Source organism: Cohnella lubricantis, from assembly GCF_014212015.1.
Lineage (GTDB): Bacteria > Bacillota > Bacilli > Paenibacillales > Paenibacillaceae > Cohnella > Cohnella lubricantis.
On sequence record NZ_JACJVN010000022.1, the window covers coordinates 24136 to 41690 of the forward strand.

Here is a 17555-nt window from a genome sequence, read left to right on the forward strand (position 1 = left end):
CATCATGAACAACTGCCTGAGTCGATCCTCATCTCCATGAATGAGCAATTCCGCATCTTCAACGATCAACAGCTTCATATGTCCCTTCACGGATGAACAAATGTGAGGATAGATTAACAACTGCTACAACAACTATCCTCCCAAGAATATGGACAACCTGCTCGAAGAGTTTATTGGGCAATCGTTGAGGAAATTTGGGATTCGATTTTTAATTAACAGTCCGAAGCAATGGAGGTAATGACAATATTGAAATCATTTGTCCGCACGGAGAGAATGAGAACTGGTTCGATCGCATCATTGTATACTAACTTGCTGGCCCCCAAAGAACCAGACACTTCGGAAAAAGTGTCAATTTGGATGTAAAAAACCTGAGAGCTTGCATTCGCAAGCTCCCAGGTTTTATTAATCTTCTTCTACTCACAAATGGTTATTTCAACATTGTCTCGCTGCCATAAAGCGTTTCCCATGCCGCTTTGCGCTCGTCGATAATCGCTTGACCGCCCGAGTTGAGGTAATCCTTCATACCCGCATCATATACAGCGTCAAACTTGTCAACCGGCGCTACAACTGCTTGATCCAAGAAGGCATCGCGTTTCGCGGAAAGCGCTTGACCTTGACCTTCTTCAGCCTTGATCTCACCCGCTTTGGCATTTTTGCCTACGCGTCCATCATGAGTCGTAATCTGGTTTGCAACCTCAATGAGTCTAGCGTCAACCCCGTCATACCCGTTGGCAAGAGACTTGACGGTCAAATCCGGATCTCCGGTGTCAAGACCATTGCTTGTGATCGTGTAGTCGATATTTGCCGGTGAGTTCATAATATATTCGTCAGTAGCGGCAATCGTCTTGTAGGAACCGTCCGGCATCTTTTCGTACGTTTTGCCTTCTTCGCCGAATTGCAGGTAAACCCGGTTATCAATCTTGGAGATCCAATCCAGATAGAACATCGAAGCTAGTGGTTCTTTGTTGGTAGCCGGGAAGAATATTTTGCGGTCAACAGGCGCCGACAAGAACTTCCGGTAAACCCCGGCATCGTTCGGGAACGGCTCAACCGCAATGTAATTTGCATCCGGACCGACAAGGTTATGAAGGTTTGCCGTAATGCCGTCAGCACCGTTGCGGTACGGATAATCCCAGTTGTGGATAAAGGCGCCGACAAAACCTGCTTTCATCAGATTATCTTCCGTTGCATCCCCGGCAGGATAGAGCGGGAAGTCTTTCCAAACCAGACCTTCGTTATACCATTTGTTCAACGTTCTGATGCCTTCTTTGTAATTCGGGTAAAGAAGATGACGATCGTCAAAGCCGTAAACGAAAAGGTCCTTGTCCGTAATATTGTCGGGTATAAAGGACGTTGTCAAATGATCCGTACGCCAACCTACGTCATAGCTCGTGGAGAATGGAATCATCTTGTCCGCGTCATCGCCCAAGAGCGTGGAGGCGTTGTCCCTAAACGCGATGAGCATGTCTTCGAATTCTTGCAGGTTCGTCGGCGCCTGGAGATTGAGCTTCTTCAACCAATCCTCGCGCACGAAAGTATTGATGCGGTTCAGCGTGTTCAAGCGAGCTTCCAAAGCCCACAGCGTTCCGGTGTTGGGATCTCTGTCCCAATTGATGTTATCTTCGGTGAGATACCCCCACAGGTTCGGCAGAAGATCTTTGTAATCGTCGACCAACGGTGCCAGATCCGTGACGCCGCCCATGTTGGCGTAGGTTTGGATGGTCGGATACGAATAGGTGACAGCGACATCCGGCGCTTGACCCGCGGCCAGAAGGTTGTTAATGACATCGCCTTCCGTCCAGCGCGGAACCGGAACGAAAGTCACTTCTACGTTATGATCGCGCAGCATTCCGTCTTTGATGAACTGCGTATAGACGTTGTCTTCGGGTTTGGTTCCCCCGGTATTGCCTCGATCGTAAATCTCTACCGTGATTTTACGAGTCTCCTTGAATCTGAGATTGGAATCAAGGCCCAGCTCTTCGAGTTTGGCATCGGCTGCGTTGGCAGAAGGAGATGCGGACGATTGTTCGGATGCCGGTGGAGCCGATGAGTTGGACGGGCTTGCAGACTCATTGTTGTTGCTGTTTGTACATCCCGCAAACGCCAAAGCGAAGACGGAACATAGCGACACGATGGTCAAAAACCTGGTTAAACGCATGTAGATCCTCCTTTTTTTTGTTTAAGCCTGTTTCTCGATTTATAAAAATCGACTTTGTCGACTTTTACCGCGGGTAAGCCATTAACCTTTTACGGCTCCGATCGTGACGCCGGAAATAAAGTACCGCTGCAACCAAGGGTAAATGAGCAAAATCGGTACGGTTGCAAACACGACAGTTGCAGACTTAATGGATTCGGACAAGCCCGGGCTGGTAAAGCCCTCCTGCGTGGCCACCTCGACGGCGGTAATGCTATTGAGAATATTAAAGAGCAGCAATTGGATGGGATAGTAGGTTCTATCGCTCATGAACATCAACGCATCCGAGAACCCGTTCCAGCGGCCAACCGCATAGAATAGCGCCAGCGTTGCCAGCACGGGCATGGAAAGCGGCAAATAGACATTAACCAGGACTCTGAGAGGCCCCGCTCCGTCCAGTTCGGCGGATTCTTTGAGGCTCTCTGGTATGCCGAAGAAGAAGCTGCGCATGATGATGACATTGAATACGCTGATGCTGCCCGGCAAGATCAGAACCAAAGGATTATTCAGCAAATGCAACCCTTTCAGGAGCAAATAGGTCGGGATGATGCCTGCGTTGAAGTACATCGTAAAGAGAATGAGCGCCAAAATAAGTTTCTTGCCCTTCAGGTTGTCATAGATAAGCGGGTATGCGCACAGAATTGTCATGAACATACACCAAATCGTCGTGATGACCGTCAGGATCGCTGTCCATGCTAACGACCATGTGACTTTGGAATCTCCGAGTACGGCTGTATAAGCTTTGAAATTCAAATCCACCGGCAAAAGCAAAACTTGATTCTTCACCAAGGCTTCCGCAGAACTTAAGGATCGTGCCAGAATGTTCAGCAACGGCAGGAGACAAGCCAGAATCACCAACACGCAAATGAAAACGATGATCCAATCCCCTAATTTCGTGCTTTTTGATTTAACCATAGATTTTACAACCCCCTACCAGATGCCGCGATCGCCGAATTTTTTGGCCAGGGCGTTTGCCCCGAACAAGAAAATGACGCCAACGACGGATTGGAACAAACCAACAGCAGTGGATAGTGAGAATTGCAAACCGCGAATGCCGTAGTTGTAGACGAATACAGAGATTACGTTAGATACATCCGTCACCAGCTTGTTGCCAAGCGCATAAGGTCTGTCGAATTCGCTGCCCAGAATATGACCCAGGTTTAGAATGAGCAATACGATAATGGTGGAACGCAATCCCGGCAGCGTAATGTGCCAAATATTGCGCATGCGTCCCGCTCCGTCCACGGAAGCAGCCTCGTAAAGCTCCGGATTAATCCCTGCAATCGCTGCCAAATAGAGAATGGTGCCCCAACCGACGCTCTTCCAGATGCCCAGCACGATATAGGTAATCACCCAATTCGTGGAGTCGTTCAGGAACGGAATGGATTCAAACCCCAAGCTGTTCAGCATGATATTGACGAGACCCGAGCTAGGCGCAAAAAGCTGAAGCGCCATGCCTGCCACGATGATCCATGACAAAAAGTGCGGCATATAGGCAACCGTCTGGGTGAACTTCTTAAACCGTTTGAAGGCGAGTTCGTTAAAGATGATGGCCAATATAATCGGTGCAGGGAAGCCGAATAACAAATCTAGAAAGTTAAGAAGAAGGGTGTTTCTCAGGGCGTAAAGGAAATCGCGATTGGAAAAGGCCTGGATAAAATATTCAAACCCGTGATTCGCTGCCCATTCCATCTCCATCGGGCTCTTGACGATGCTGTAATCTTTGAAAGCGATTTGAATGTAATTCATCGGGATGTAACGGAAAATGATAAAAAAGGATAACGGCAGGAGCAACATAGCATAGAGGACCCAGTAACGTTTCATATATCCGAGCGTTCTTCTTCTCACTGCAGCAGATGCCGACATAACATCACCTCGCCTAGTAGATTGTTCTGCCTTGCTCGTCCGCGATACCCGACTTGCGCAAGAAATAGCTGTTTATAACGTCCCGCCATTCCTTGGCATGCTTCGATTGCTCTTGCAGACGACTCAGCACGCTCGCATAACGATCGCCGTCTATTCTGCCTTCCAAGCCGCGCCAGACGTCCACCAGTTTGTCCACCTGCTCGGCGCCTTCGAAATGCGTGTCGTATATGTGCTGTATGACGGTCTTGCCGGACTTCAATACATGCGTATAGGGAACGTGGTGGAAGAAAAGCAGCAGTTCGTCCGGACAGCTCTCGATCGACTCGAAGCGCGAGGCAACCTTATCGTGATACTGTCCCGTATAACCGGTACCCGACTTGACGGTCCGATCTACTCCGATACCGTGACAGTCGGCATAATGGTAAGTCCCCCACTTCGAATATTCATATCCGTCGACGTTCGGGCCGTAATGATGGCCCGGGTTGACCATCCAGCCGACTCCGAGCGGCGACGTGTAATTCTCGTAAATGGTCCAGGAATCGAGCAGCATGCGGCGAATCGTTGAGACGACGGCCGGGTCGTGTCCGAACGTGATCCGCGTCCATTCGTCGGCAATCTGCTCCGCCGTCAGCTCCGGACGCCATACCAACCGGCCATATCCGTAGTAATTGGCTTGCGCCAGCAAGTGTCCGGTCCAATTGGCGTCGTCCCCGATATTGGATACGGCGGCGATTCCGCCAAGCGGCCGGCCGAACAGTTCTCCCGTCGCCGCTTTCGACACCGTCGAGCCTTCGCCTCGCGCATAGGTGTCGAAATCGAGGATTTCCTTCCATTGCGGAATCAGGAAGCATAGATGCTTCTGCTGCCCTGTATACTCCTGGGTAATTTGAAGCTCCAGCACCTGGTTCGTATGCCGCAATCCCCCGAACAGCGGGGAAGCGGGTTCCCGGACTTGGAAGTCCATCGGACCGTTCTTGATTTGAAGTATGACATTGTCTGCGAACTTGCCGTCGAGCGGGCGGAAATGGTCGAAAGCCGCCCGGGCCCGGTCCGTCTTCCGGTCGCGCCAGTCTTGCAGGCAGTCATACACGAAGCAGCGCCAGACCACGATGCCGCCGTACGGACGCAGCGCCTCGGCGAGCATATTCGCTCCGTCCGCGTGGTCGCGTCCGTAGGTGAACGGCCCCGGCCGGAATTCCGAATCGGCTTTGACCAGGAAGCCGCCGAAGTCGGGAATATGCCGGTATACGTCGGCTGCCCGTTCCGCCCAGAATCGTCTCACCTCCGGGTCTAGCGGATCGGCCGTCGTCAGCCCGCCGTACTGGATCGGGCTGGCGAAGTTCACGCTCAAGTAAAGCCGGACGCCATAAGCTCTGAATATATCAGCCACGGCCGCCACCGAAGGCAGCAGCTCGGAGGTAATGAGGTTCGTTTCCGTCTCGTGCACGTTCACGTTATTAATGGCGATCGCGTTCAGTCCGACGGCCGCCATCATTCGCGCATAATCATGAATGCGCTTACGATCTGTGACGATTTTCCCATCGCGGTAAAAAATCGAGCGCCCCGCGTATCCCCGTTCAACGCTGCCGTCCATATTGTCCCAGTGGTTAATCATCCGGAGTTTGGCGGCCGGCTTCTCGATGATGTTTAGCTCGTTTAGGTTCTGTCCAGTCTGCAGCAACCGAAGGAAGTGGAACGCCCCGTACAGCGCGCCCCGGTCCGTATGGCCGGCAATCGCGACGAATGGCCGCCCCGGTTCCCCGGCAGTTCTCAGCACATAGCCTTCCTCTCCTAAAGCCTCCAGTTCAGCCGCTTCGACTACACCATGAAGTTTGGAGGAATTGCCGGCGCAGAGCAGCACGCATCGACCGTGATCGGCGGTCCCGCCTGCCAGAGGCATTCGACCCAGCATCGATCCGATGCCGCCGACAAGTTCCTCGCAAGCTTTCGCCAGCAGAGGGGACGGTGCGGAAGCTTCTACGACTATCGATCGACACCAAGAGGCATACTTTTCCGCTATTTCGGGATCCATCGGCGCATATCGCAGCCATGCTTTGTACGCTTCTTCCACTTCCTCCCCTTTTTGGCGAGTCGGCTCACGGACGATCTTGTTGTCATTTTCCAATTCGTATTCCTCCAATTAGGACTTGCAACTACTTAATCACTTTGGCGAAGCCAATCGTTTCGGTTCCTTGCGTTTTGTTGCGCGGTATAAGGCATCTTGCCGAAAATTATACGATCTATCTGTTTGAATTATAAAATTTAAGCGTTTTCATTATCAATAGACCAACTAGATATTTTTTGTAATTATTAAATATTCACATTTATTTATCAGGGCTCCGGTGATAAGATGAAACCAGTTTAAACGATTCAAGGCGGTGAACCCCATGGAGACGGATTTCGACCAGTTGCAGGACCTGTTCCCCGATATCGTATTTTTCGTGGACAGAAGGTGTTTTCCCAATTGGGAAATCATCGAGCAGACGATCGATTTTCACGATCTGACATTCGTCGTCGGCGGGAAAACCAATTACTTCGTGGACGGCGTCCAATACACGATCGAAGCCGGCGACGTCATTTACATTCCCGTAGGCAGCGTGCGCCAGGCGCATACGTTTAAGCAGAGCCCCGCGCATTCCTACGCATTCAATTTCAAATGGCTGCCGAACAGCCGCACGGACCCGCTCCCGCTGCAGACCGTGACGAAGAACGTCATCACCAGCGAACTGATCGGGTATCTCAAGCAGTACTCGCACATCTGGATGAGCAAACAGCCGGGCTATGTCATGCAAGCCAGAGCCTTGTTCATGCTCATCATCCATCGGCTGATAACGATCACAAGCCGCAATTCCGCCCTCATCAAGGCCGACCACCGGGTCAATCAAGTGATCTCGTTCGTCGCGGAGCATTATCCCGAGGAACTGGATTTATCCCGCATGGCGCAAATCGTCAATCTTCATCCGGTCTACCTGGGGAAATTGTTCAAACAATACATGGGCTATTCGTTTAAGGAATATTTGAACATGATTCGCGTCAACCATGCGGAAATGCTGCTGTCCACCGGGGGGTTCTCCGTCTCCCAGGTGGCCGAAAGATGCGGCTTCCGCGACATTTCGTATTTCAGCAACGTCTTCAAATCGGTCAAAGGCTATCCTCCTTCCACCGTCTTCAAATGCCAAAGCGGTTGAGCCTTGCCCCGCACCCCCATAAAGGGACTCCTGTCGATGAGCCGTGAACGTACGTTCAGCATCCAAGAGACTCGCGGACGACGGGGCTGGTGTAACAATATGGTTTGAGCCAATTGCATAAACAAGTGATTTGATGCAGTCATTTGGTACGACAACCATTATCGGAGTAAATACTTCTGCCAACTTCTTGTTTGCAAGCTGTTGAACGGAACGCGCAAAGAGGGCTGCAACAGGTCACAAGCTTATAACCTGTCACAGCCCTCCAACCCGCGTCCGACGCGACCTCTCAGCTCTTACTCTTCTCCCGTCGCCACCGGATTCTCGTCGTACGAGATCCAATCGCTCCAGCTGCCCGCATACAGCTTCACGTTCTCGAAGCCGGCCTCGCTCAGCGCGAGCACGTTCGGCGTGGCGGTGACGCCGGATCCGCAGTAGACGACGATCTCGCGGTCCTTCGGCAGATCGCCGAAATGCGACGCCAGCGCGTCCTCGTCCTTGAAGCGGCCCTGCTCGTCCAGCACGCCCTTCCAGAACTTGTTCCGCGCGCCGGGGATATGGCCCGCCTTCTTGTCGAGCGGCTCCGCCTCGCCGCGATAGCGCGGGGCTTCGCGCGAATCAACGAGCACCCAGCGGTCCGTGCCGAGCGATTCGCGCACCTCGTCGACCTCGACGAGCAGGTTGTGCTGCACGGTCGCGACGAACGGCGCGGGCACGATTACGCGCTGCTCGGCGCTGACCGGGAAGCCCGCCTGCTGCCACGCGGAGAAGCCCTCGTCCATGACGAACACCTGCTCATGGCCGAGATAGCGCAGCAGCCACCACAGGCGCGAGGCCATCGCTCCGCCTTGGTCATCGTAGCAGACGACGCGCGAGCCGTTGCCGATGCCTGCGCGGCTGAAGCGAGCCGCCAGCTCCGCCGCGTCCGGCAGCGGATGGCGGCCGCCGTGCTCGCCGACCGGTGCGGACAAGTCCCGCTCCAGATCGAGATAAACCGCTCCTGGAATGTGCGACTCCTCGTAAGCAAGCCTGCCCGCCTCTTGGTTGCCGCCGCCCAGAACGAATCGGCAGTCGACGATGACCAGATCAGGCTCGTACATGCGGGCCAGCAGCCACTTCATGGATACGACGTGCTTCACAATCCCCATCTCCTCTATCGATACAAGATTAGTTCATCACCCAGCGTTCAATCCCAATGCTCAGATCGCAGCTATACACACTTCCGTCACAACAGCGCCTATTCCGTCACCACGCGCGCGTCCGTCCTGCTCTGACGCCGGGTCAAAGCCGCAGCAACCGCCATCGCGACGAACAACAGCACCGCAACAAGGGTGAAAAACCACCGAGTCGCAGCCGCATCATATTGATCGAGGCACCAGCCGGTCATCTTCGGCAGAATCGCCCCGCCGAGCAGTCCGCTCGCGATCAGAATGCTGGTCGTCCGCTCCGTCACGCCGGGAACGGCGCGGTTGGCGAAGACGAGCGCGACAGCGAACATGCCCGACAGGAACAGCCCCAAGAAGAACGTCAGCACGAACATCGCCGTCGTTCCCCCTGTCAGGCTCATTAGCAAGAAGATGACGGCTCCTATCGCACAAGTGCTAAGCAAATAGCTGGCGCCGCCGATGCGGTCAGCCACGTTGCCAGCCACGAGACGGCCAATCGTCATCGCGCCCCAGAACAAGCCGGCCGCAAGCGTCGCCGTCGCATCGGAGATGCCATCCGACTGCACGAGCAGCGACGGCAGATAATGAACGAAGCTCATCTCCATCCCCACATAGACGAAGAAGAAGAACGCGCAGATGATCAGCACGCCCCAAGCCCCGCCCTTCTTCAGCGAAGCCGAGGACGCGCCAGCCGAACCGTGGCCGCCGGACATTGCCCCAGGCCCAGACCCAGGTCCCGCGCCATGAGGCGCAGCCCCGCTGTCCGCCATGCCGCTGCCAATCCTGGCCGGCCAATACCGTACCCACAGCGCCAGCGTGATAACGGCGAGCAGCCCGACGACGGCGAACGCCAGCCGCCACTGCCCGGCGCCAATTAATGCGGCGCCCGCGAACGGGATGATCAGCGCGCCGATGCCGAAGCACGTCTCCACGCGGCCCATAGCCGTGTTGGCCCGCTCTCCTGCGCCCGCGATGACGAGCGAGCCGACGAGCGTCTCGATCGTGCCGAAGCCGAAGCCTGTGAGCGGCCCGATCGCCAGCATCACGCCCCACGGCGGCAGAGCCGTGTAAGCCAGCTCCGCGGCGGCCATCAGGCCGATCGCGAAGAGAAGCAGCTTTTTTCGACCGACACGACGAATAAGCCAAGGCGCGGACAACGTGCCGACCAGCCCGCCAAGGAATTGGTTCATCACCAGCTGACCGCCGTCGCTATATCGAACGCCGTATGCATGAATCATCGGCTCGAGCACTGCGCCCACGGCGAGCTCGCCCAATCCGATCGTCAGATAAGCCATACATCCAAGCAATATCAATCGAGACAAAGTGCGTATAGTCCCCTCTCTAAGTACACCTGCTGCCTATTTTTTGCAATCCGGTTTATTATACCACGAACCCTGTTTTGTGATATCGTTTGATCAAGAAGCGATTGTGCATCGGCTGCTTAGAGGAGAGGAGGCATTCATTCCAGATGGAACAGAAGCAGATACAGGAGAAGCCCCGGGCGCAGAAGGCTCTGCCGGAATTCCGCATCGGCCCCATGACCGAAGAGGATGCGGCCCGGATCTGCGACTGGCGGTATCCGCCGCCGTACGACAAATACCGCTGGCCTTCATGGGAGCGCATGAAGTTTGAAGAGCGCGAGTTCGGCGATCCCGATATCCGGGAACGCCAATACGCCTCCGTACGAGACGGAGGCGGAGAGTTGATCGGCTATGTGCAGTTCTTCCCGATGGCAGGCGTCGTGCGCCTCGGCCTCGGGCTGCGGCCGGACTGCTGCGGCCTTGGCTGGGGCCCCGCCTTCGCATCCGCGACAGCGGCGGAAGCCGCGCGCCGCGCGCCCGGAGCGGAGATCGACCTGGAGGTCGAGTCGTGGAACCGGCGCGCGATCCGTGCCTACGAGAAGGCCGGCTTCGCCGCGACCGACCGTTACGACCGCCAGTCGGCGCACGGCATCGTCTCGATCCTGTGCATGGTATATATGCCGCGATAATACCCCTATTTTCAGTCGAACAGATCCCCGAACATGTCCATCACGCTGCGCTTCTTCTTGCGCTTATGCCCGCCGTAATGCGAACCGTCGGACTTGTGATCATAGCGCGCATCACGTTGCGAATCCTGATACGAATCCTGGCGCGGCGGGTATGGCGCTTGGCGCTTCCGGCGGTCGTCATCGTCATCGTCGTCGTAATACCAACGATTGTAATCCTCTCGAACCTCGCGCACCTCGGTCATCAGCTTCTCCAGCTCCCCGCGGTCGAGCCAGACCCCCTTGCAGCTCGGGCAGATGTCGATGAGCACCCCGTTCTTCTCCACTTCCCTCATACGCGTATCGCGGCACACTGGACAATTCATATCGAATTCAGCCTCCTTCACCCTATTTAAGGTTATATACGGTCTGCCTCCCTTTCGGTTGCCAGAAGATTGATGGCTTCTGCCGCGATCTGCGATCCCTCCATGCGCAACCAGGCTTTTTGTGAAAATACGGCTGTTATCTCTAAATCTTTGGCGTCAACATGTCGATAATCCTATTAAAGTGTAGGGTTGTGAGGGACTCTTCAGCCACGCATTCATTACTCGACAAGCTGGGGTGTACGAATGAAGAATTCAACGATTATCGGACTTGTACTGGGTTTTGTCGCCCTAATTGTAGGGATGATTCTGAAGGGGGCCCCGCTCGGCTCGCTCATCAGCAACCCCGCCGCATACGTCATTATTCTGGTAGGCACTGCCGCATCCGTCGCGGTAGCCTTCCCATCGAAGGATCTGGCCAAGATTCCGAAGCTGTTCAAGATCGTCTTCGTCGAGCCGAAGCTGCTCCCGAAGATGGACGTGATCCGCATGTTCATGGAATGGGCATCCATTACCCGCCGCGAGGGCCTGCTCGCTCTGGAAGCGCGCGTGGAAGAGATTGAGGATTCGTTCCTTAAGAACGGCATGCGTATGATCATCGACGGCAACGATCAGGAATTCGTGCGAGACGTGCTGCTCGAAGACATCTCGGCGACGGAAGACCGGCATAAGGGCGGCGCGCAGATCTTCGCCCAAGCGGGCATGTATGCGCCGACGCTTGGCGTACTCGGCGCGGTTATCGGCCTGATCGCCGCACTCGGCAACCTCGAGGAGATGGAGAAGCTGGCGCACGCGGTAGCCGCGGCCTTCGTGGCGACGCTAATGGGTATTTTCACCGGTTATGTGCTCTGGCATCCGATCGCCAACAAGCTGAAGCGGTTGTCCAAGCGCGAGATCGAGCTTCGGCTCATGATGGTCGAAGGCCTGCTGTCGATCCAGTCCGGCGTCTCCACGACGGCGATCGAACAGAAGCTGGCCGTGTTCCTCACACCTACGGAACGTCTCGCCTTGGCAGAGAAGGAGGAGAGCGATCGTGAGCAGAAAGCATCGGCATGAGGAACACGAAGAGCATGCGGACGAGTCTTGGCTGCTTCCTTATTCCGACTTGATGACCTTGCTGCTGGCTCTGTTCATTGTGTTGTTCGCAGCCAGCGCCGTTAACACCTCCAAGCTCGAAGCGCTCCAGGACGCCTTCACGAGCGCCTTCACGTCCGGCATCGGTATTCTGGACCAGTCGGCCTCAATGCAGAGCAAGAGCGAGCTTAGCAAGCACGCGAAGGACAATCCCGGCGAAGCCGGCATCAAGACGGAGACGGATGAGCATCAGAAGGAGAAGCTCATGCAGCAAGAGCAGGAGAATCTGGAGAAGCTCAAGAAGTCGCTCGATCAATATATCGATAAGAACGGCCTGAGCAGCCAGCTGGAGACGCAGCTGAACCAGTCGCAGCTCATGATCACGATCAGCGACACGGCCTTGTTCGCCTCCGGAAGCGCTGACGTGAAGCCGGACGCCCAGAAGCTGGCCGTCGCGATCGGACAGATGCTGCAGGGCTATCCGGACTACGAGATTATCGTATCGGGCCACACGGACAACGAGCCGATCAGCACGGCACAGTATGCTTCGAACTGGGAGCTGAGCTCCAAACGGGCGATTAACTTTATGAAAATATTGCTTCAGAACCCGGCGTTCGATCCGAAGCTGTTCAGCGCCATCGGCTATGGCGAATATCGTCCGGTGGACACGAACGCCACCGCCGCCGGACGCGCCAACAACCGCCGCGTCGAAGTATCCATTCTCCGCAAGTATACGGATTCGGGAGCGGAGAACACTGTGCTTAACGCCATCGCGGCAGAAGGCAAGAGCGACGGCAGCAATCCATAAAGACAAGAGGGTCCGCCGAGTTCCGGCGGGCCCTCTTGCTCAGAATGCAGAGAAATCCGGTTAGACGCTGACCGCTTCGGCGGCCGGCCCAGATGCGTCGTCCGCGGCATTCGTCCGCGCGGCGCGGCGTCGGCGAACAAGCGCCCATTCCACCATATTGCGCCAGATCGCGGTAATATCTTGCCCATAATTCGTGCCGGGAACCGACCACTTGCCGTTCAGGTCTTCCCAATGCGGAGCGATTCCTCTCCACTGCTTGCGTCTGATCATCTGCAGCCTCGGTGTCCACAGCGACATATCCAGATTGGATAGCGGCGGCTCGGCTACGGCGAAGCCGAACAGCAGCTGCATCTGCTGCTCCACGAACGGCTCATCGAACAACCCTTCTCGCCCCTGCAATCCCCACAGATCCGTTATGCGCGTCTCTCCGATCGGCCGAACTCGGCCCGCCGCCAGCGACCTCGTCTCATACAGCGCCTGGCAGAAGGCCGCGTCGCCGCGAATGCCGTATCGCCAGCCCAGCCGCAAATACAGCGCCGCCGTATCCGCGTCGACTCGCTGCCCGCGGCGCGCCGCGAATGCAGCCATCTCGTCTGCCGAGCACAGCGATTCGCCGAGAATCGTCGTCTTGCCCGACGGCTCCGTCCCGGTCGGCTCGCGGAATCGTTCCCATACCTGCTCCATTCAACCAACCCCCTGCTCACGCGCTTATCGGTTGTCCACCTTTCTTCATTACCTATGTATATTCAGATTCCGGGATTCTTTGACCTTTATTTCCACTCTGATACAATGGGAACGAATCCGATAAGTCCATTAGCGTGCTGGGGATAACCGCGGCAAGCATCGTTCGAATGCGGCGTGATCTGTGGACAATCCATGGATAACTTAATTGAATAAGCATTTATTGCCTAATTCGACCTTATTCTTGGTTTGCCGCGCCACTTATACCCACAGGCGAGAATAAAATGTGCACAAAATTGTGGACAACAAATAGCTTATCCACAGAATTGTGCACAGCATGTTAACAACGAATACACGTTCGCGGGAAAAAGAGAAAGGAGACTCCCTCTTGTCTGAAGATGAATTGTGGATGCAAGAAGCAATTCGCCAAGCGCAGCTTGCGGAGCAAATTGGCGAGGTTCCCATTGGGGCGGTTATTGTGAAGGACGGCGTCATCGTCGGCGCCGGCTACAACGTTCGGGAGACGACGCATGACCCGACCGGACATGCGGAGATGATCGCGATTCGGCAAGCCAGCGAGAAGCTAGGCGCTTGGAGGCTTCTGGGCTGCACTTTGTATGTAACGTTGGAGCCTTGTCCGATGTGCGCGGGAGCGATTCTGCAATCCCGAGTGGAACGTGTGGTCTATGGCGCCCAAGATCCGAAGGCCGGCTGCGTGGGTACCTTAATGGATCTGCTTCAAGACAATCGGTTCAACCATGCGGCTGAGTGGACTTCAGGAGTGCTTAAGGAGCAGTGCGCTTCTCTCTTGACCGATTTCTTCCGCCGACTGCGGGTCCGCAAATAGGGCGGATGCCGATTTGCCCGAACAGAGCTTCTTCCCAACGTACTCGTTCATCCGTATCTTCTGAAGCTGTACGATTAATCGATCCGCTTCTTCGCTGACAGCAACGATCTCGGGATCGGTCAAATTACCTAAGTCTTTCGCCATTTCGCACAATTGCTTCTGCAGCAACTTGAGGCGGTATATCAGCAGGTTGGTGTCCATCGCTTCTCTCTACTGCTCCTATCCAACGTTGATTTGCGCCACAGTACATCGAAATTCCGTGAACTTAACCTATTATAATTGAAATAGATTTGACATGATGTAGAACAGTGTCGATATTTTCGGTTAAATTTCCATCATTTTACGACAATATTGGTGCCTTGGAACCACTACCTTAGTACGTTCCCCCATTAAAGGTCGATAACGTCCGGTGAAAAAGGAGTTGGGAATATGCCACCGCACCTGCTGCTTGTCGAAGACGACGAAGCCCTGCATCGGGGCATCGAATTCACCCTGAAGCAAGAAGGCTTCCGCGTCAGCGGAGCGCACACGCTGGCCGAAGCCGAAGCAGCCGTCGCCGCCGAGTCGTTCGATCTGATCGTGCTGGACGTTCAGCTGCCGGACGGCAGCGGGTTTGACTTCTGTTCACGGCTGCGATTAACGGCGGATACGCCGATCGTGTTCCTAACGGCGAGCGATAGCGAGATCGATATTGTGCGCGGTCTTGATCTCGGCGGCGACGATTATATTACGAAGCCTTTCCGGCTGCGGGAATTCCTGTCCCGAATCCAGGCAGTGCTTCGCCGCCGCGCTTCCGCGCGCTCCGCCCCAGCCGCTTCGAACGTCATGCAATCCGGCGATCTGACGCTGCAGATGTCCGAGATGCGGCTGACGAAGCAGGGACGCGACATTCCGCTCAGCGTCACGGAATTCCGGCTGCTGGCTCTGCTCATGAGCCACCCCCGAGCCGTGCTGTCCAAGGAACAGATCGCGCAGCATCTGTGGCAGGACGGCGGCGATTATCTGGACGACAACACGGTCGCGGTCAACATTCGCCGCCTGCGGGAGAAGATCGAGGATGAACCGAACGAGCCGCAGCGGATCACGACCGTCAGAGGAGCCGGTTACCGATGGAACGCCTGAAGGAACAGACGCCCGCGCCTGAACGTCCCGCCTCGAAGCCGGACGAGTCTCATGCGCAGCTACAACCGCTGCTTCACGGTTTGCCTCGGCATGAGCGAATGCCCATGCTCCCGCTTCGCTTCCGCACCGCGCGGCTGTGGCGCAATCCCGGCATTCGCCGGCTCGCGGCGATCGGACTGCTCGCGCTGCTGGCCTCCCTCCTCCTCGTCTGGGCGTTAACCCAATACGAGGCGCATCGGCTCAAGCGCGAGTGGATCGCCAGGGGCGACGCGCTCATCGGGACGCTCGCCGCCGCGCATCCCGAATGGGCGCCGGAGCTGCCGAAGCTGTTCGCCGAGGGAAGCAGCGATACAGGTCCAGACGCCGCTGCCGCCGGCAGGCAGCTGGCGGAGCAGTATGGACTTAGCGCCGAGATGGAGAACTCCCTGCTGCCTATCGTCTCTTCCTTCCGTTCGCATGCGCGGCTGCTATCGACCGGGGCTGCAGCGGCTCTACTGCTGCTATTATTCGCTGTTCTCATCTACGAATATAACAAGCCTTACCGGGCGATTCGCGCGCTAGCCGCCTCCTTAGAAGAAGCGGTCAAGCGCAACGAGCCGCTGCAGAACCGGATCTACGGCGAAGGCGACCTCGGGCTCCTCGCGCATGGCGTGCAGGAGCTGGCGCTGCGGCTCCAAGAGACGATTGCGCAGCTCCACCGGGACAAGAAGTTCCTCAAGGATACGATCGCCGACATCTCCCACCAGCTCAAGACGCCTCTCGCGTCTCTCACGATCTACATTGAGCTGCTTCAAGACCCCCGCACGAAGCCGGAAGATGCGCAGGAATTCCTGGAGACATGCCGCCGCGAGCTGGAGCGGATGGAATGGCTCACGCTGACGCTGCTGAAGATCGCGCGGCTGGAGGCGGAGGCGCTTGAGCTGATGCCGCGAGATCTGCCGATTGCGGAGACGATCGAGCAGGCTGTCTTGCCGATGCGAAAACTCGCCGAGCAGAGGGATGTCCGGCTCGAGATCGCGGCGCCGGCAGACCTGCTCTGCTATCACGATCCGCACTGGCTGGCGGAAGCGATCGGCAACGTCGTCAAGAACGCTGTCGAGCACAGCCCCGCAGGCAGCGCCGTGCGCGTGGAGGCGGAGGAGACGCCGGTGTTCGTGCGGCTATCCATCAGCGATGAAGGACTCGGAATCGAGGAACGTCATCTCCCCCATATTTTCAAGAAATTCTATAGCGCCTCTCGGGGCGGAAGCGGCGTCGGTCTCGGGCTGCCGCTGGCCAAATCGATCGTGGAGCGTCATGAAGGCGTGCTCTCCGCCTCTCGCAATGACCGCGGGGGAACCACCTTCCGATTCACGCTGCCCCATCGCCGCCTTACAAATCCGTAAGCTTGCATGCCCGCCCCTGTAAGATTGCGGTTCTATACTGAATCCATGATACGGGGGAAAGGATGCGTGATTCATGAACGTTATTGAAGCAAACGAATTAACCAAGACATACGGCCAAGGCAGCACGACGGTCGAAGCGCTCCGGAGCGTCAGCTTCGGCGTGCCGCAAGGCGAGTTCGTCGCGATCGTCGGCTCGAGCGGCTCCGGCAAGAGCACGCTGCTCCATCTGCTCGGAGGGCTCGATCGTCCGACATCCGGCACCGTCCACATCGACGGCGAGAACTTGTACGCGCTGAAGGAGCAGGAGCGCGCGGTGTTCCGGCGGCGGAAGATCGGGTTTATCTTCCAATCATTTAACTTGATCCCCGTGCTGAATGTGGAGGAAAATATGACGTTGCCCCTGCTCCTCGACCATCGCCAGCCGGACAAGGAATACATTCGCGACCTGATCGGTACGCTTGGACTGAGCGATCGCCGCAAGCATCTGCCTTCGGAGCTGTCCGGCGGGCAGCAGCAGCGTGTCGCCATCGGGCGCGCGCTCGCCTACCGTCCCGCTATCGTGCTCGCGGACGAACCGACGGGCAATCTCGACAGCGCGAACGGCCGCGAGGTGCTGGAGCTGCTGAAGCTCGCCGTGCGGCAATACCACCAGACCGTCATCGTGATCTCCCATGATATGAACGTGGCGGCGGAAGCCGATCGCGTCCTGCGCCTGCAAGACGGCAAGCTCATGAGCGACACGCGCGGGGGGAACGGCGTATGAACGGCGGCGGCATTCGCAGCTATGGCGCGCTCGCCGGGCGTTATCTGAAGCAGCAGCGCAAGCGGTCGATTCTAACAATCATCGGCATCATTCTGTCCGTGGCGCTGATCAGCGC

At 56.3% G+C, this 17555-nt stretch carries 17 protein-coding genes; 8 read left to right on the forward strand and 9 right to left on the reverse strand.

The features are described from left to right. Positions 1-427: 427 nt before the first annotated feature. From H4Q31_RS05555 to H4Q31_RS05570, 4 genes are all read right to left on the reverse strand, one after another. Entirely contained in the window at positions 428-2158 is a 1731-nt protein-coding gene (locus tag H4Q31_RS05555) for a type 2 periplasmic-binding domain-containing protein (protein WP_185178083.1), read from the reverse strand. An 81-nt stretch (positions 2159-2239) separates the two neighbouring features. Continuing rightward, entirely contained in the window at positions 2240-3109 is an 870-nt protein-coding gene (locus H4Q31_RS05560) for a carbohydrate ABC transporter permease (protein ID WP_185178084.1), read from the reverse strand. 15 nt (positions 3110-3124) lie between these two features. Further along, on the reverse strand, positions 3125-4018 hold the full coding sequence (locus tag H4Q31_RS05565) for an ABC transporter permease (RefSeq protein ID WP_245347289.1): 894 nt from the start codon (positions 4016-4018) through the stop codon (positions 3125-3127). Positions 4019-4073: 55 nt separating this feature from the next. Beyond that, the gene (locus tag H4Q31_RS05570) at positions 4074-6131 is read right to left on the reverse strand and encodes an alpha-glucuronidase family glycosyl hydrolase (protein ID WP_376698217.1); all 2058 of its coding nucleotides are present in this window, start codon (positions 6129-6131) and stop codon (positions 4074-4076) included. Between the two features lie 316 nt (positions 6132-6447). Here H4Q31_RS05570 and H4Q31_RS05575 point away from each other — a divergent pair, with 316 nt between their 5' ends. Beyond that, positions 6448-7248: an AraC family transcriptional regulator gene (locus tag H4Q31_RS05575; RefSeq protein ID WP_185178086.1), complete on the forward strand. Its 801-nt coding sequence runs from the start codon at positions 6448-6450 to the stop codon at positions 7246-7248. A gap of 293 nt (positions 7249-7541) precedes the next feature. Here H4Q31_RS05575 and H4Q31_RS05580 read toward each other — a convergent pair whose 3' ends face one another. Continuing rightward, positions 7542-8384: a sulfurtransferase gene (locus tag H4Q31_RS05580; RefSeq protein ID WP_185178087.1), complete on the reverse strand. Its 843-nt coding sequence runs from the start codon at positions 8382-8384 to the stop codon at positions 7542-7544. Between the two features lie 98 nt (positions 8385-8482). Further along, the gene (locus tag H4Q31_RS05585; RefSeq protein WP_245347288.1) at positions 8483-9733 is read right to left on the reverse strand and encodes an MFS transporter; all 1251 of its coding nucleotides are present in this window, start codon (positions 9731-9733) and stop codon (positions 8483-8485) included. 146 nt (positions 9734-9879) lie between these two features. Between H4Q31_RS05585 and H4Q31_RS05590 the strand changes: the two genes are divergently transcribed. Then, positions 9880-10401 carry a GNAT family N-acetyltransferase gene (locus H4Q31_RS05590; protein ID WP_185178088.1) on the forward strand — a complete coding sequence of 174 codons (522 nt, stop codon included), beginning with the start codon at positions 9880-9882 and terminating at the stop codon, positions 10399-10401. Between the two features lie 11 nt (positions 10402-10412). Here the strand turns inward: H4Q31_RS05590 and H4Q31_RS05595 are convergent, their stop codons facing one another. Then, positions 10413-10763 (reverse strand): TFIIB-type zinc ribbon-containing protein, encoded by a 351-nt coding sequence (locus H4Q31_RS05595; protein WP_185178089.1) that lies wholly within the window; start codon positions 10761-10763, stop codon positions 10413-10415. Between the two features lie 243 nt (positions 10764-11006). On the opposite strand from H4Q31_RS05595, the gene motA reads away from it, so the two are divergent. After that, positions 11007-11816, forward strand: a complete 810-nt coding sequence (gene motA / locus H4Q31_RS05600; protein ID WP_185178090.1) for a flagellar motor stator protein MotA — start codon at positions 11007-11009, stop codon at positions 11814-11816. Then, positions 11794-12642 carry a flagellar motor protein MotB gene (locus tag H4Q31_RS05605; protein ID WP_185178091.1) on the forward strand — a complete coding sequence of 283 codons (849 nt, stop codon included), beginning with the start codon at positions 11794-11796 and terminating at the stop codon, positions 12640-12642. Before motA ends, H4Q31_RS05605 begins: the two co-directional genes overlap by 23 nt. A 60-nt stretch (positions 12643-12702) precedes the next feature. Here the strand turns inward: H4Q31_RS05605 and H4Q31_RS05610 are convergent, their stop codons facing one another. After that, positions 12703-13326: a hypothetical protein gene (locus H4Q31_RS05610; RefSeq protein WP_185178092.1), complete on the reverse strand. Its 624-nt coding sequence runs from the start codon at positions 13324-13326 to the stop codon at positions 12703-12705. 385 nt (positions 13327-13711) lie between these two features. On the opposite strand from H4Q31_RS05610, the gene tadA reads away from it, so the two are divergent. Then, the gene (tadA, locus tag H4Q31_RS05615) at positions 13712-14170 is read left to right on the forward strand and encodes a tRNA adenosine(34) deaminase TadA (protein ID WP_260440105.1); all 459 of its coding nucleotides are present in this window, start codon (positions 13712-13714) and stop codon (positions 14168-14170) included. Here tadA and H4Q31_RS05620 read toward each other — a convergent pair. Continuing rightward, entirely contained in the window at positions 14099-14371 is a 273-nt protein-coding gene (locus H4Q31_RS05620) for an aspartyl-phosphate phosphatase Spo0E family protein (protein ID WP_185178094.1), read from the reverse strand. The two genes, tadA and H4Q31_RS05620, sit on opposite strands and share 72 nt — an antisense overlap. Positions 14372-14599: 228 nt before the next feature. On the opposite strand from H4Q31_RS05620, the gene H4Q31_RS05625 reads away from it, so the two are divergent. The 3 genes from H4Q31_RS05625 to H4Q31_RS05635 all read left to right on the forward strand — a co-directional run bounded on the left by H4Q31_RS05625 (position 14600) and on the right by H4Q31_RS05635 (position 17440). Continuing rightward, a complete protein-coding gene (locus H4Q31_RS05625) occupies positions 14600-15292 on the forward strand; it encodes a response regulator transcription factor (RefSeq protein WP_185178095.1) in 693 nt (230 codons plus the stop codon). Continuing rightward, positions 15280-16677, forward strand: a complete 1398-nt coding sequence (locus tag H4Q31_RS05630; RefSeq protein WP_185178096.1) for a sensor histidine kinase — start codon at positions 15280-15282, stop codon at positions 16675-16677. The genes H4Q31_RS05625 and H4Q31_RS05630 overlap by 13 nt, the downstream gene beginning before the upstream one ends. Before the next feature lie 73 nt (positions 16678-16750). Continuing rightward, on the forward strand, positions 16751-17440 hold the full coding sequence (locus H4Q31_RS05635) for an ABC transporter ATP-binding protein (RefSeq protein ID WP_185178097.1): 690 nt from the start codon (positions 16751-16753) through the stop codon (positions 17438-17440). Positions 17441-17555: the final 115 nt, after the last annotated feature.

Excerpts from the sequence above, each read along its gene's own strand:
- H4Q31_RS05610 (WP_185178092.1), bottom strand. The coding sequence starts at position 13,326 with ATGGAGCAGGTATGGGAACGATTCCGCGAGCCGACCGGGACGGAGCCG.
- H4Q31_RS05565 (WP_245347289.1), bottom strand. The coding sequence starts at position 4,018 with ATGAAACGTTACTGGGTCCTCTATGCTATGTTGCTCCTGCCGTTATCC.
- H4Q31_RS05625 (WP_185178095.1), top strand. The coding sequence starts at position 14,600 with ATGCCACCGCACCTGCTGCTTGTCGAAGACGACGAAGCCCTGCATCGG.
- H4Q31_RS05635 (WP_185178097.1), top strand. The coding sequence starts at position 16,751 with ATGAACGTTATTGAAGCAAACGAATTAACCAAGACATACGGCCAAGGC.
- H4Q31_RS05555 (WP_185178083.1), bottom strand. The coding sequence starts at position 2,158 with ATGCGTTTAACCAGGTTTTTGACCATCGTGTCGCTATGTTCCGTCTTC.
- H4Q31_RS05620 (WP_185178094.1), bottom strand. The coding sequence starts at position 14,371 with ATGGACACCAACCTGCTGATATACCGCCTCAAGTTGCTGCAGAAGCAA.
- motA (WP_185178090.1), top strand. The coding sequence starts at position 11,007 with ATGAAGAATTCAACGATTATCGGACTTGTACTGGGTTTTGTCGCCCTA.
- H4Q31_RS05560 (WP_185178084.1), bottom strand. The coding sequence starts at position 3,109 with ATGGTTAAATCAAAAAGCACGAAATTAGGGGATTGGATCATCGTTTTC.
- H4Q31_RS05595 (WP_185178089.1), bottom strand. The coding sequence starts at position 10,763 with ATGAATTGTCCAGTGTGCCGCGATACGCGTATGAGGGAAGTGGAGAAG.
- H4Q31_RS05630 (WP_185178096.1), top strand. The coding sequence starts at position 15,280 with ATGGAACGCCTGAAGGAACAGACGCCCGCGCCTGAACGTCCCGCCTCG.
- H4Q31_RS05590 (WP_185178088.1), top strand. The coding sequence starts at position 9,880 with ATGGAACAGAAGCAGATACAGGAGAAGCCCCGGGCGCAGAAGGCTCTG.
- H4Q31_RS05575 (WP_185178086.1), top strand. The coding sequence starts at position 6,448 with ATGGAGACGGATTTCGACCAGTTGCAGGACCTGTTCCCCGATATCGTA.